This window comes from Buchnera aphidicola (Aphis glycines) (genome assembly GCF_001280225.1).
GTDB classification, from domain to species: Bacteria; Pseudomonadota; Gammaproteobacteria; order Enterobacterales; family Enterobacteriaceae; genus Buchnera; species Buchnera aphidicola_E.
The window spans coordinates 447,033-461,719 of record NZ_CP009253.1; the positions used below are offsets into that span (position 1 = coordinate 447,033).

13 protein-coding genes are annotated in these 14,687 nt (G+C 23.7%); 2 read left to right on the forward strand and 11 right to left on the reverse strand.

Annotated features, from left to right (window positions below; genetic code table 11):
- Window positions 1-21: 21 nt before the first annotated feature.
- The 11 genes from IX46_RS02085 to IX46_RS02135 form a co-directional block, all read right to left on the reverse strand.
- Complete coding sequence (locus IX46_RS02085; RefSeq protein WP_053940354.1) at window positions 22-1,008, reverse strand: peptidoglycan DD-metalloendopeptidase family protein; 987 nt, start codon at window positions 1,006-1,008, stop codon at window positions 22-24.
- 96 nt (window positions 1,009-1,104) lie between these two features.
- Window positions 1,105-1,599 carry a 2-C-methyl-D-erythritol 2,4-cyclodiphosphate synthase gene (ispF, locus tag IX46_RS02090; RefSeq protein WP_053940355.1) on the reverse strand — a complete coding sequence of 165 codons (495 nt, stop codon included), beginning with the start codon at window positions 1,597-1,599 and terminating at the stop codon, window positions 1,105-1,107.
- Window positions 1,600-1,614: 15 nt separating this feature from the next.
- On the reverse strand, window positions 1,615-2,322 hold the full coding sequence (ispD, locus tag IX46_RS02095; protein WP_053940356.1) for a 2-C-methyl-D-erythritol 4-phosphate cytidylyltransferase: 708 nt from the start codon (window positions 2,320-2,322) through the stop codon (window positions 1,615-1,617).
- Window positions 2,323-2,371: 49 nt separating this feature from the next.
- Window positions 2,372-2,572, reverse strand: a complete 201-nt coding sequence (locus tag IX46_RS02100) for a septum formation initiator family protein (protein WP_053940357.1) — start codon at window positions 2,570-2,572, stop codon at window positions 2,372-2,374.
- A gap of 24 nt (window positions 2,573-2,596) precedes the next feature.
- Window positions 2,597-3,232 carry an adenylyl-sulfate kinase gene (cysC, locus tag IX46_RS02105; protein ID WP_053940358.1) on the reverse strand — a complete coding sequence of 212 codons (636 nt, stop codon included), beginning with the start codon at window positions 3,230-3,232 and terminating at the stop codon, window positions 2,597-2,599.
- A 15-nt stretch (window positions 3,233-3,247) separates the two neighbouring features.
- Window positions 3,248-4,669: a sulfate adenylyltransferase subunit CysN gene (gene cysN / locus IX46_RS02110; protein ID WP_053940359.1), complete on the reverse strand. Its 1,422-nt coding sequence runs from the start codon at window positions 4,667-4,669 to the stop codon at window positions 3,248-3,250.
- Between the two features lie 30 nt (window positions 4,670-4,699).
- Window positions 4,700-5,608 carry a sulfate adenylyltransferase subunit CysD gene (gene cysD / locus IX46_RS02115; RefSeq protein WP_053940360.1) on the reverse strand — a complete coding sequence of 303 codons (909 nt, stop codon included), beginning with the start codon at window positions 5,606-5,608 and terminating at the stop codon, window positions 4,700-4,702.
- 24 nt (window positions 5,609-5,632) lie between these two features.
- Complete coding sequence (cysG, locus tag IX46_RS02120; protein ID WP_053940361.1) at window positions 5,633-7,036, reverse strand: siroheme synthase CysG; 1,404 nt, start codon at window positions 7,034-7,036, stop codon at window positions 5,633-5,635.
- Between the two features lie 148 nt (window positions 7,037-7,184).
- Entirely contained in the window at window positions 7,185-7,922 is a 738-nt protein-coding gene (locus tag IX46_RS02125) for a phosphoadenylyl-sulfate reductase (protein ID WP_053940362.1), read from the reverse strand.
- 12 nt (window positions 7,923-7,934) lie between these two features.
- On the reverse strand, window positions 7,935-9,638 hold the full coding sequence (cysI, locus tag IX46_RS02130) for an assimilatory sulfite reductase (NADPH) hemoprotein subunit (protein ID WP_053940363.1): 1,704 nt from the start codon (window positions 9,636-9,638) through the stop codon (window positions 7,935-7,937).
- Window positions 9,638-11,452 (reverse strand): assimilatory sulfite reductase (NADPH) flavoprotein subunit, encoded by a 1,815-nt coding sequence (locus IX46_RS02135; RefSeq protein WP_053940364.1) that lies wholly within the window; start codon window positions 11,450-11,452, stop codon window positions 9,638-9,640. The genes cysI and IX46_RS02135 overlap by 1 nt, the downstream gene beginning before the upstream one ends.
- 1,549 nt (window positions 11,453-13,001) lie before the next feature.
- On the opposite strand from IX46_RS02135, the gene IX46_RS02140 reads away from it, so the two are divergent.
- Both IX46_RS02140 and IX46_RS02145 read left to right on the forward strand, forming a co-directional pair.
- The gene (locus tag IX46_RS02140; RefSeq protein ID WP_053940365.1) at window positions 13,002-13,640 is read left to right on the forward strand and encodes a DsbA family protein; all 639 of its coding nucleotides are present in this window, start codon (window positions 13,002-13,004) and stop codon (window positions 13,638-13,640) included.
- A 165-nt stretch (window positions 13,641-13,805) separates the two neighbouring features.
- Entirely contained in the window at window positions 13,806-14,687 is an 882-nt protein-coding gene (locus IX46_RS02145) for a 5'-3' exonuclease (RefSeq protein ID WP_053940366.1), read from the forward strand.

Here is a 14,687-nt window from a genome sequence, read left to right on the forward strand (position 1 = left end):
TTGTATATATCTTATAAAAAATTAATTAAATTTCCGATGTTTTTTAAATTTTATATTAGGAAATAAATTGAATAACTTAATTGGATTACCTTGAAATCTAACTTCAAAATACAATTTCGGTGTATTTTTATCTGATCGCCCTATAGTAGATATTTTTTGATTTGCATACACTTGATCGTTTAATTTAATAAAAATATTTTTATTAAATCCATATATGCTTAAATAAGCATTATCATGTCTAATAATAATTAATTTTCCATAATTTTTAAAAATATTGCTAATATAAACTACTTTTCCTTTATCAACAGCAAAAACTGGTTGTTCTTGTGTACCTTCTATTTCAATACCTTCATTGTTAATAGAATAATTATAAAAAAATTGCATATTAGAATTTTTTAAAGGCCAATACCAGCGTTTAAAAAACATTGTCTCTTCTTTATCACGATATTTATTATAAACAAAGCATATTTCATTTAATGAATTATTTTTATTTAAAATGTTAATAATATCAAATTTCTTATTAAAAAAACTTGTATATAAAATATTTTTTTTATTTTTATCACTATAAATTATATAATTTATATTTTGATGATTTACCATTGAAATATTATTTACTAATATTTTTTGACCAACCAATATTTTGTAAGGTTTATATAAATTATTATATTTTAATAATTGATTAACATTAGACTGAAAACGTTTTGCAATAGAATATAGAGTATCATTTTTTTTAACAATATAAAATATATCAAAATTATTGTTTTTTAAAAATCCAATACAATTTTCATTTTTAATAGCAACTGAATATTTGTTATTTGTTTTAAGAAACAAAAAACATTCCTTTTTATATTGTTTTTGCAAATGATTATTAATATATGAAAATTTTTTAGAATCCAAGTAAACATTTACTTTTTTTGCCAATGCAATATTCGACAACGTATATTTATTATAAAAAAATAATATAACAATAGATAAAAATAATTTGTTTTTTAAAATATTCAGTTTCATTAAATTGCACTATTTTGTTATAAAAAATAATATATTTTAATAAAAAATATTATTCATAAAAAAAATAAAAATGTTTAATCAGTAATTCTAATAAAATTATTTAAAAAAAACATTTTTTTTATCCTTTAAAATCATGACAACCGACTGACATGCGATTCCTTCTTTTCTTCCAATAGATCCTATTTGTTTAGAAGTAGTAGATTTAATACTAATATTATTTATATCAGTGTTTAAATCAATTGATAAATTGGATCTCATCAGAAAAATATGAGGTAAAATCTTAGGAGTTTCAGCAACGATAGTACTATCTATATTAGATATAAAATAGTTTTTCAAATAAATTTTTTTCCAAATTTTTTTTAACAAAATTCTACTATTAATATTTTTATATTTTTTTGTAGTACTTGGAAAGAAAGTGCCAATGTCTCCCATAGCAGCAGCACCTAATAATGCATCTATTAAAGAGTGTATTAATACATCACCATTAGAATGAGCTATTAAACCTTGGTGATCAGGAATTTTTACACCTCCAATAATCAATGGTTTTAAGCTTCCAAATGCATGTAAATCAAAACCATATCCAATTCTCATATATCAAATATCCTTCTACATGTTATATATTTCTTTAAGGTAAATTTCAGCAAAAACAAGATCTTCAGGAAAAGTAATTTTAATATTTTTATAACTACCTAGAACTATTAAAGGATGATACCCACAGTACTCTAATGCTGAAGACTCGTCTGTTATATTAACATTATCTCGAATACTTTTTTCTAAACAAAATCGCAATAAATTAACTGGAAATAATTGAGGCGTTAAAGCGTGCCATAATTTTTTTCGAGCAATAGTATATGATATTTTTTTATTTTCGTGAACATATTTTATGCTATCAAATGCTGGTCTAGCTAAAATTCCACCTATTTTATTTATTTTAATAATAGAAATTAATTTCTCTAAATCTTGATGACTTAAACAAGGTCGAACAGCATCATGAACTATTACCCACCGTGCATTTGTCGGATTAAGTAATCCTGATAAAACTGAATCGATTCTTTTTTTTCCACCTATTACAGGTGTGATGCGCGTATTAGATGAAATAGACAATTTATGAAAATAGTTATCTTTTTTGTGCAAACTTACAACAATATGAGATATACTAGGGTGTGATAACAATGTTGTTAAAGTATATTCAAGAATAGTACGATTTTTGATTTTTATGTATTGTTTTGGAATATCTAATAACATTCTTTTACCAATACCAGCAGCTGGAACAACTGCTAAAATTTCAGGTTTAAAAGTGTTTTTTACTATCATTTTATACCTAATTCTTGATATTGAAGTTTAATACTATAAAATAAAAAAATTACTCTTTAATTTTATTGTTTAAATCTTCAATTTCTAACAATAATTTATTATTTTCTATTTCAAGATTTGCATTTATTTTTTTTTGAACTATAATTTTTTTATAAACTTTAATATAATCTAAAATACCATTTTTCCCTGCCCAAAGAGAATATTGTAACCAAATAAATAATAATAATAAAAATACTTTCAATATTCTCATATAACGACTCTAAATAACTGTGTTTTAATATTCAAATAATTTATGAGTATACGGAAAAAATATAATATTATTTTCATATAAATTTTCAATTAATTGTTTAATATTTTCTTTTATTGAAATTGTTCCATCTAAATAAATATCAGGTTTTTCTGGAACTTCATATACAGAATTTATACCAGTAAAATTTAATATTTCATTACAACGAGATTTTTTATATAATCCTTTAGAATCACGTTTTTCACATATACTAAGAGGAGTGTCAATAAAAACCTCTACAAAATTATCTTTACCTAAAATATTAGAAGCCATTAATCTTTGCTTTTTATACGGAGAAATAACAGATACCAAAACCATGATGTTAGCATCTAACATTAATTTAGCTACTTCTGAAATACGTCGAATATTTTCATTTCTATGAATAAAACTAAAATTTAAATCTGAACATAATCCAGATCTAATGTTATCTCCATCTAATACATAAGTATTAATATTTTTTTCAAACAATATTTTTTCTAATATATTCGCAATAGTAGACTTTCCTGATCCTGATAATCCTGTAAACCATATCACTTGAGATTTATAGCCGTTTTTATTTTCTCGTTTTATACGAGTTATTTCATATTTTTGAAAAATAATATTTTTTTTAAAATTATCATTCATATTCATAAAAACCTATTATTTATTTTTTATATCCCAATGTGGAAAATGTTTTGAGATTAAATTATATAAATCTAATTCAAAATCTTTCATGTTATTTTTCAAAATAACATTGTTGTTATTTGCAGATTTTTTAATCATACCTGCTCCTACTGTAGTATTTTTCAAAATATCAATAAAAATTATATTACCTGTAAATTTATTTTTTTCATAATCGTCAAACAACATAGCTTCACTAAAATTCACTTTAATCCTACCGATACTATTTAATTTTAATAAATTACATTTACTTCGAACTAAATTGTTAACATTAATTTGGAATAAAACTTCTTTGATGTAAGCACGAGTTTTTTTTCCTGATGATTTTACATTATATACTTCACCTGCTTTTAAAGGATCATCAGACATCCAAACAATATCCACAATGGCTTCTTGAGAAGATTCTAAATTAGAATCAACATTTACAAAAAAATCACCACGACTAATATCTATTTCATCTTTTAAAATTAATGTAATTGATTGCCCAACATGTGCTATTTTTAAATCTTGATCAAACATTAAGATACGCGACACAGATGAAATAATATTAATAGGTAAGATTTTTATTAATTGACCTACTTGAATTTCTCCAGAAAACAAAGTACCCGAATAACCTCGAAAATCTGCGTGTGGACGATGTACATATTGAACTGGAAATCGCATTTCTTTTGAGCATATATCATCTTGAATTGCTATTGTTTCTAAAAAATTTAACAATGTTTTATTTTTATACCAAGGCATTAAGTTACTTGAAAAAACAATATTTTCACCTGTTAAAGCAGAGATAGGAGTAAAAAAAATTTTTAAATTTTTAGGAAGTTTTTCAGAGAATATAAGAAAATTTTTTTTTATATTTAAAAATATTTTTTCATCATAATTAACTAAATCCATTTTATTTACTGCAACTACTAAATATTTTATTCCAAGTAAAGAAGATATAAAACTATGTCGATAAGTTTGTTCTGATAAACCCTTTTTTGCATCAATTAAAATAATAGCCAAATCACAAGTAGACGCACCTGTAACCATATTTCTCGTGTATTGTTCGTGACCTGGGGTATCTGCTATAATAAACTTACGTTGATCAGTTGAAAAATAACGATATGCTACATCAATTGTAATACCTTGTTCACGCTCTGACTGTAATCCATCAACTATAAGAGCGAGGTCAATATCACCTCCTTGTGTTCCATGGCGTTTACTGTCTTGTTTTAAAGAAGATAATTGATCATCATAAATATGCTGAGTGTCATGTAATAAGCGACCAATTAATGTGCTTTTTCCATCATCTACACTGCCGCATGTTAAAAATTTTAATAAAGTTTTTTTCTCATTTAAATATATCCATCTTTTAAAACTATCAAAAAATTTAATATTTTTTGTGTGAACACTAGTATTCATTTTTAAATTCAACCTATATTAAATATATTTTCAAAAATAACCTTGTCTTTTTTTAAATTCCATTGAGTTCTTTTGATCATAATCAATAGAACGACCTGTTCTTTCGCTAGTTTTCGTTGTTATTGTTTCTTTAATAATATCTTGAAGAGTTTCAGCAGTTGATTCAATTGCACTAGTTAAAGGCCAACAACCTAATGTTCTAAATCGAACCATTTTATGAATAATTTTTTCATTTTTATTAATTTTAATACGTTCGTCATTAACTACCAAAAGAAAACCATTTCTTTCTATCACTGGTCGAATAGCTGCAAAATATAAAGGAACAATTTCAATTTTTTCTAAAAAAATATATTGCCAAATATCTAATTCAGTCCAATTTGATAATGGAAAGACACGGATATTTTCTCCTTTATTTATTTGACTATTATAATTCCACCACAATTCAGGGCGTTGTTTTTTTGGGTCCCATTGATGAAAAGAATCACGAAAGGAATAAATTCTTTCTTTAGAACGAGATTTTTCTTCATCTCTTCTGGCGCCTCCAAAAGCAGCGTCAAAACTATATTTATTTATTGCCTCTTTTAACCCCTCTGTCTTCATTATATCGGTATATTTTGAATTATTGTCTTGAAATGGATTTAAACCTAACAATTTTCCGCGCATATTGTAATATATAATTAACTCCAAGTTGTTATTTTTAGCAATGTTATCTCTAAATGTATACATTTCTTTAAATTTCCATCCAGTATCTACATGTAATAATGGAAACGGTAAACGTCCAGGATAGAAAGCTTTTTTTGCAAGATGTAACATTACAGAAGAATCTTTTCCAATTGAATAAAGCATAACAGGATTTTCGAATTCAGCTATTACTTCTCTTATTATATAAATACTTTCTGATTCTAGTTGACTTAGATGAGTAGTATTTTTTTTAAACATTTTATTTCCTTACGTTTTTATTATTTAAGAAGTAGTTTCAATATTACTTAAATTAGTAAGTTTCTTAAACCATGCTAGTTTTTTATGCAATACAACTACTTGTCCAATAATTAGTAAAGATGGACTTGAACTAAATTTGAATATTTTCTCAATTTCGTCTAAACGACCTATAATCACCTCTTGATTTATAGTAGTACCATTACTAATAATTGCTATTGGAGTAGATTTAGAGCGACCATGTAAAATAAGTTTTTCAGAAATTTCTAAAGCATTTAAACTTCCCATATAAACTACTAATGTATAAGAAGGATCGGATAATATAGACCAATTATTTGGGGTATTACCCATACATTTATAACCTGTAATAAATATTACTCCTTGTGCGTAATCACGATGTGTTAATGGTATACCAGAATAAGCAGATAAACCAATTCCAGCGGTGATTCCAGGAACTACTTGAAAATCAATATTTGCATTCTGCGCAGCTTCTAGTTCTTCACCTCCACGACCAAATATAAAAGAATCTCCTCCTTTTAAACGAACTACTTTTTTACCCTGCTTAGCAAAAAAAATTAATAATTTTATAATTTTTTCTTGAGTGATACTTTTCAATCTGGCACGTTTTCCAACATAAATGCATTTCGCATCTCTTCGAACAAGATTTAATATATCTTGGGAAACTAAACTATCATATAAAACTACATCCGCTTCCTGCATTACCTGGAAAGCTCTTAAAGTTAACAAGTCACTATTTCCAGGTCCAGCACCAACTAAAATAATTTCGCCTATTAATCTACTTGGTTTTTTAATCATTTTTTGTAAAATAGAAATTGCTTTTTTTTCTTTACCATTAATAATATGTTGAACAAAAATACTATTAAATAGTTTTTCCCAAAAATGTTTTCTTTCTAAGAAATTAGAAAAATGTTTTTTAACTGTCAATCTCCATCTTCCAGCGATTTTAGCAACATTACCCAATCTCATTGGAAATATTGATTCAATTTTTTTTCGTAATAAACGAAGTAACACTGGTGCTTGTCCACTTGAAGACATAGCTACTATTAAAGGAGAACGATCAATAATAGAAGGGAAAATAAAAGAACATTTTGACTGATCATCTACCACATTAACTAATATTTTTAATTTATTACATTTGTTAAAAATCTTTAAATTTAACTCAGTATTCGAAGTGGCTGCTATCACTAAAAAAATATTTTTTAAATAAGATATTTGAAATTCTTGAGCAATCCAAGAGACTTTTTTCTCAACTAACAAACGTCTAATTTCTGAACATAAATTTCTTGAGACAATATTAACTAAAGCATTTGCACGTAATAATAATTTAATTTTATTAAAAGCAACTTCACCAGCTCCAATAACTAATACATATTTATTTTTTAAATCTAAAAAAACAGGTAGATAGTCCACATTGAACCTATAAATATAACAAAAGTTTTATATTAATTTTAACAAAAACATCATCAATTAACTCTAAAAAAATTCAAACATTAATATTTCATTCATACTCGAAAAGTACTTGAAATATTAATGTATAAATTTAAATATTGTTTCAATTTTATTCTTTATCGTAATGTAATCCACATTCACGCTTTAAACCAAAAAATCGCGTTTCTTCTTCACGCATACCAGGTGTATATTTTTTAGTAGTATGTACATCTCCTACAGATATATAACCTTCTTTTAGTAAAGGATGGTTATCTAAATTATTATTCTTTATATATTCATAGATTTTTTGATTAGACCAATCTAAAATCGGAAGAATTTTAAATACTCCTTTTTGAATCGAAACATATGGAAGATTACTTCTACTACTAGATTGTTCTTGACGTAATCCTGCAAACCATGTTTGGACTGATAATTTTTTTAAAGCTATATTCATTGGTTCTATTTTATTGATTTTATTATATAAATCAATGCCTTCTAGTCCTTTTTCCCACAATTTCCCATATCTTGCTTCTTGCCATGCTGGTGAAATATTTGATCGAAAAATTTTTAAATTTAGGTTTAATTTTTTTTTGATTAAATCAATAAAATGATATGTTTGAGGAAATAAATATCCTGTATCAATTAATACGATGGGAATATTTGGTTTCTGCGTAACAACAAGATGTAATAAGACAACTGATTGAATGCCAAAACTAGATGACATTATATGTATACCAGGTAATTTTTTAAATGCCCAAGATATACGTTCTTCTGCTGAATATTTTGATATTAACATATTACATTTTGACAAAAATTTTTTTTTTTCAAAATTTAGCAAATTTATATTTTTTTGATCAAGATAAGACATTTTTTCTCACTATTAATTCCAAAAATCATGAATAGGATTTATAATTTCTTTTACAATTTTTTTTCTAATAACAAAATCACCGAAACCTTCATGTGCCTGGCGATATATAGACCAATTTTTTATTAAAAGATCTAAATGAACTAAAATTTTTTCCTCTGTTATATTTTCTTGATATATCTTAGGAATTCTACTACCTATTTTATTACCACCTATATATAAATTATATCTGCCTATAGATTTTCCAATTAAGCCAATTTCGGCTAACAAAGATCTTCCACAACCGTTAGGACATCCTGAAACACGTAAAATAATCATTTCATTATCTACACCATATTTTAACATGATGTTTTCCACTTTAGTAATAAAATCAGGCAACATCCGCTCCGCTTCTGACATTGCCAAAGGACAAGTAGGAAAAGATACACATGACATAGAATTTTCACGTAATTTACTAATCTTTGTAATTAACCCATGGGATATTGCAATTTCTTCGATTTTATTTTTGTTTTCATTTAATATTTCTGAAATAATTATATTCTGATTAGATGTTAATCTAAAATTTCCTTTATGAATACCTGCGATCTTTAACAATCCTGACTTTAATAATCGATTATCATTATCACATATACGCCCATTTTGAATAAATACCGTCAAACTCCAATTACCATTAACGTCTTTTTTCCATCCTATTTGGTCTCCTCTAGTATTAAAAGAATAAGAACGAATCGGTTCAAAAGTAAGATTGGCTCTTTTTTCAACTTCTTTCTTAAACAAATTTAACCCAAAATTTTCTATAGTATATCTAGTTTTTGCGTTTTTACGGTTACTACGGTTGCCCCAATCTCTTTGCGTTGTAACTATTGACTTAGCAACGGATAGAGTATTATTAACACTAATATAACCTAATTCTAAAGCAAGAAAAGGCCAAGTTTCTTTATTTCCATGAGTAATTGAAAGCCCTCCACCAATTAATACGTTAAAACCTACAATTTTTTTATTTTCTACAATAGCTATAAAATTCATATCATTTGCATATAAATCTACATCATTATGAGGAGGTATGACTACTGTTGTTTTAAATTTTCTTGGTAAGTAAGTTTTTCCAAGAATAGGCTCATGATCAGTACTTAGAATTTTTTTTTGATTTAACCAAATTTCTGCATAAGCTTTTGTATGAGGCAATAAAAAATTAGAAATTTTTCGAGCCCATTGATAACATTCTTGATGAACTTCAGATTGCATAGGGTCGGATGTACAAAGCACGTTTCTATTGACATCATTAGCTGTACCTAAAGAATCTAAACCTATTTGGTGCAATATTTGATGAATATTTTTTAAATCTTTTTTCAAAATTCCATGTAATTGAAAAGTTTGGCGATTAGTTAATCTAATAGTTTTGTATAAAGTATGTTTACTAGCAAACGAATCAATTTTTATCCATTGTTCAGATGATATGACTCCACCAGGTAGTCTACAGCGTAGCATCATAGCATAACGAGGTTCTAATTTCTGTTGGTTACGTTCTACTCGAAGATCTCGATCATCCTGTTGATACATACCATGAAAACGAATTAGTGAAAAATTATCTCCACTAAAACCGTTAGTAATATGATTTTTTAAGTCATCTGAAATCGTTCCACGAAGATAATTACTATTTTCTTTAATATACTCTTCTTTAGTCAGATTTAAAGACGGCTTTTTAAAATTTTTTATCATTAATATACATCTCTTTGATAGCGTTTTTTTAAACGCAAATTATTTAAAAATTCATTTGATTCTTCTATGTTCATATTTCCATGTTGACTAATAATATTTAACAATGTTTTTTCTACATCTTTTGCCATTTTAGCAGCGTTTCCACATATATATATGTGTGCTTTATCTTTTATCCAATTCCATATTTCTTTTCCATGTTCTTTTATTTTATTTTGTATATATATTTTTTTTTCTTGATCTCTTGACCATGCTAAAGTTATTCTAGTAAGAAGACCTTTTTTTAAGTATTTCTGCCATTCTATTTGATATAAAAAATCTTCAGTGAAATGAGGATTGCCAAAAAAAATCCAATTTTTTCCAGTTGCACTATCATTATCTCGTTGTTGCATAAATGAACGATACGGAGCTATTCCAGTTCCTGATCCAATCATAATAATTGGTGCTTCTGCATTTTTAGGTAATCGAAAATTATTATTACTTTCAATAAAAATTTTTACTGGATCATCAATATTTAATAGTTTTGATAAATAACCTGATGCACCACCTAAATGTACGCAACCAGATATATTTTTTTTTACAACACTAACTGTAATATGAATTTCGTTATCAACTTCAGCCTGTGAAGAAGAAATAGAATATAATCTAGGAGTCAAAGGTCGAAGGATATTAACAAATTGTTGGGAGGAAATTTTTTTAGGATAGTCACTAATCATATTAATTAAAGGAGTATTTTTTACATAATTGTCTAATTCTTTTTCATGAAACGTCAATTCTTTTAAAAATTTATTTTGTGTAATATCAGCATATTTTTTTACAATATTTTTCGTATTATTAGTTAATTCAAAACTATTTTTTAGAGCATTAACAATATTTACGTTTTTATTTTTAATATTAATTATATCAGATGCATCTATAGATAACAATTTTAATAATTTTTTTATCAAATTATTATTATTTTCATACCATACCCCTAACGCATCTCCAGGCATATATTTAATATTGGAATTACTAATATCTAATTCAATATGACGAATATCTTTGGTTGAATTGCGACCAGTAATTTTTTGATTAGTTATAATTTTTGCTACAGCAGGATTATGTTTTGTACATATATTAACTTTATCTATAAAAATATTTTCTTTTAAAAAATTAGAAGGGGAATAAGATACGTTTACTTTTTCAAGGCTAGTTAATAATTCTTTAGACCATTGCACATAATCATCTTCATATTCGATATCCACATCTAACCTATCAAGTAAATTTTTACCTCCTAATTCATTTATTCTTTTATCGAAATCTTTTCCAGCTTGACAAAAAAGATCATAAGAACTATCTCCTAATGCCAATATACTATACTTCAGGTGATTTAATTTTGGCGCTCTTTTAGACATAATAAATTTATATAAAGATAAAGCTTCTTCAGGAGGTTCTCCTTCACCTTGAGTGGAAATTATTAATATTAAATACTTTTCATCTTTAATTTTTTTAAAATTATAATCAGCAGCGCTAACTAAATGAGTTTTTTTATTATTGTCGTTTAAATATTTATTTAGACGTTCTGAAAGTGTTCTGGCATTACCAGTTTGAGAGGCTGATATGATTGTAATGACATGATTATCTATTTTTTTTTTCTCTAAAGAGAATATATTGTGATTTTTTTTAAGATTAGAATCATCTTGGTGAGCTAAATTCCAAAAATAGCCTGAAAGCCAAGCAAATTGAAGATTAGAACAATTTTTTTCAATTTTTTTTAAAATCTCTATTTTTTCTAAACTTAATGGAAATATAAAATCGAAAGGATTTTCGTTCTTCATTATACTAAATACCTAAATTTCATGAAATTAAAATTAGAATAACTAATTTAATATAATTTACAGAAATTATTAATCTTTAGCTACTAATAAAAAACTAAAACTTTACATAAAAAAATAAAAATTACATTGTTTTCTAGATATTTTTAAGAATTAAAAAATATTAATATAAAGATTTATTTTTTTTTATTTTAGCAAATCAATTCGAATGGTGCATTGATATATTATAAGATATGAATAGTTAATAAATTGATATATAAAAAACAATTTTTTTAATATCTAATTTTAAAATATAATAAAAATTTATATTTTTTTTATAAATTTTAGTAAAAAAACCTTTTGAAAAATTTTTAATATCAGTTTAATTTTATTAAAATAATACATAGACTAAAAATTAAATTACATAATTATTTTTAAAAAATGATATAATTAAAAAAATAAAAAAAAATAATAAAAATTTATTTTATTTATAATCAAATATTCAATACATATTTTACAAGTTATATACCATGTGAACATTATAAAGAATATTCAAAAATATTAGAATTATTTAGTTTATTCAGTGTATAAAAATTTATATGTATTTTAAACTTTTTTTTAATTCACTTTTTATTATAATACGTAAATTACAAAATATTTCTAATTTTCAATCAAAAGTCTAAATTGTTAAAACAAATTAATACAATCAAATAATATTATTAACATTTTTCATAAGTAATAATTAAATGAATCTAAAAAATTTGTATTGTTCGATTATTTTATATACATACAATTTCTGTTGACTTAATTTATAAAATTAAGTTTCATAATTCTTGTAAATATTTTATCAATTTTAATATTTTTACATATATTCAAATTTATAAAAATGTTATTTTCTATTAAATTTTTTTTGATATTAAAAAAATTATATAAATTAACTTATTAAGTTATAATAAATATAAAATAATTAAGTACAGTAAAAAATTTAATAATAAATTCACATCTAAAGTGAAAATGTTAATTATAAATCTCATAATTAACATATATAAATTAAAAATAATGCAATAAAATACATAAAAATGTTCAAAAAATTAATACTATATTTTTAAAATGATTCAAATATGACAATATTCTAAAATCATTATAATAAACTTGTTTTTTCAAGTCTTAAGAAAATATTATACTGCAATATGATCTTACATTATAAAAATTAGTTTTTTGATAAATCAATTACTAATTGTATAAATTTATCTCAATTTTAATAAATTGAATTAATTTCATATATTGAGATAAAAAAATATTTTAATATGATAAAAACTGTAATTTTTCGCATAATATTTTATTTTAATATTTTTATTTAATCAAAGAGAACATATAAAATTTTTAATATACACATGACTTATATAAAAATATCGATTATATTTTAAAAATAAACTTATTTTTTATTATTTTCACATTTTATTTAAATTACTTTAAATTTATCTTGATTAAAAGATACGTAGAGTATTTCTAAAATCAATTGTGTAAAATGATATTTATTTTTTTAGTATTAAAAAATCAAGCTGGATAAAAAATGAAAAAAAAATTATTTTTTTTATACATCATATTTTTTTCTTATGCTACCTGTGCTTTAGAATTTAATCCTATACAAGCATATAAAATAAAAAAAAAAAATATTTCTAATGTACCTGAAATAATGCAATTTTTTTCTTTTTTATGCCCATATTGTTATAACCTTGAAAAAACATATAATATTAGACAGTTAATACGAAAAAAAATACATCAAAATATTAGGATAAAAACATATCATGTTAATTTTTTAGGAGGAGAACTTGGAAAAATTTTGACAAAAGTATGGATAATAGCTGAACAAATGGGAGTTGAAGAAAAAATAATTACACCTATCTTTCAAGGCATACAAGAAAGTCATACATTAAACAATATTAACGATATTAAAGCTATATTTTTAAAAAAAACAGGAGTAAATATTAATAAATATAATCAATTTTGGAACAGCTTTTTTATCAAAGTATTAATTCAACAAAATAATAATGAAATAAAAAAAACAAACTTAAATTATGTTCCAGCTATGTTAATCAATGGAAAATATACTATTCAATATTCTAAACTAGAAATGTTATTTAAAAATCATTTTTCAAACAACTATATAAAATTAATTAAATTTTTATTATTAAAAAAGAATCAAAAATAATTCTTTTTAAATAAATGCAAAAAAATTTTATTTTTATTAATAAATTTTATAAAATATAATTTAATTATAGTAATTTTATTTATTTAAATTAGTTTACAATTAAAAAATTTTTTTAATAAAATTGTTAACTACAAAATAATATGCCTAACTTGATATAAAATAAAAATGTACTACATAAAAAACAAACCGGTAATTATAATAGATGGAACCTTATACTTATATCGATCATATTTTACGTTCCAGTTTTTTAAAAACAATCAAGAAAATCCATATGGAGCAATATATGGTATATTAAAAACAATAAGAAGCATTTTGTTAAAATGCTATAATTCAAAAAAAATTATTATTATATTTGATTCATCTAAAAAGACTTTTAGAAATGAAATATTTAATGAATATAAAAGCAATAGACCTAAAATGCCTAATTCACTTTATATTCAAATACAACCTCTTTTTCATATATTAAAAAATATTGGAATTAAAACTCTAAGAATTCCTGGGATAGAAGCCGATGATATTATTGGTAGTTTTTCACGTAAACTTGAGAAATGTGGAGAACAAGTATTAATCGCAAGTCACGATAAAGACATGATACAACTTTTAACAAATAATATTAATATATTAAATACAAGTAATAATGAAATTATTACACCAAAAACAATAAAGAAAAAATATGGTATTAATCCTCAAGAATTTATTGATCTTTTAGCATTAATGGGAGATAAATCCGATAATATTCCAGGGATCCCTAAAATAGGTATAAAAACTGCACTGTTTTTACTTCAAAAATTTTCAAATATTCAAAAAATTTATAAAAATATAGAAAAAATAAAACTTTTGTCTTTAAGAAATGCTAAAAATATATCAAATCAATTAACAATTTACAAAGATTCTGCTTTTCTTTCATATAAGTTAGCTAAAATAAAATTAGATATTCCTATTTGTATTAATGCTAATGATATTATTTTAGATAAAACATGTTTTAAAAAATTATCTAATGCAATTGAAACATACAATGTTAAACAAAAAAATGCTGATAATAATTGA

Bases quoted from the DNA above. Each gene is read 5' to 3' on its own strand.
- IX46_RS02085 (WP_053940354.1), bottom strand. From the start codon at position 1,008: ATGAAACTGAATATTTTAAAAAACAAATTATTTTTATCTATTGTTATA.
- ispF (WP_053940355.1), bottom strand. From the start codon at position 1,599: ATGAGAATTGGATATGGTTTTGATTTACATGCATTTGGAAGCTTAAAA.
- ispD (WP_053940356.1), bottom strand. From the start codon at position 2,322: ATGATAGTAAAAAACACTTTTAAACCTGAAATTTTAGCAGTTGTTCCA.
- IX46_RS02100 (WP_053940357.1), bottom strand. From the start codon at position 2,572: ATGAGAATATTGAAAGTATTTTTATTATTATTATTTATTTGGTTACAA.
- cysC (WP_053940358.1), bottom strand. From the start codon at position 3,232: ATGAATGATAATTTTAAAAAAAATATTATTTTTCAAAAATATGAAATA.
- cysN (WP_053940359.1), bottom strand. From the start codon at position 4,669: ATGAATACTAGTGTTCACACAAAAAATATTAAATTTTTTGATAGTTTT.
- cysD (WP_053940360.1), bottom strand. From the start codon at position 5,608: ATGTTTAAAAAAAATACTACTCATCTAAGTCAACTAGAATCAGAAAGT.
- IX46_RS02125 (WP_053940362.1), bottom strand. From the start codon at position 7,922: ATGTCTTATCTTGATCAAAAAAATATAAATTTGCTAAATTTTGAAAAA.
- cysI (WP_053940363.1), bottom strand. From the start codon at position 9,638: ATGATAAAAAATTTTAAAAAGCCGTCTTTAAATCTGACTAAAGAAGAG.
- IX46_RS02135 (WP_053940364.1), bottom strand. From the start codon at position 11,452: ATGAAGAACGAAAATCCTTTCGATTTTATATTTCCATTAAGTTTAGAA.
- IX46_RS02140 (WP_053940365.1), top strand. From the start codon at position 13,002: ATGAAAAAAAAATTATTTTTTTTATACATCATATTTTTTTCTTATGCT.
- IX46_RS02145 (WP_053940366.1), top strand. From the start codon at position 13,806: ATGTACTACATAAAAAACAAACCGGTAATTATAATAGATGGAACCTTA.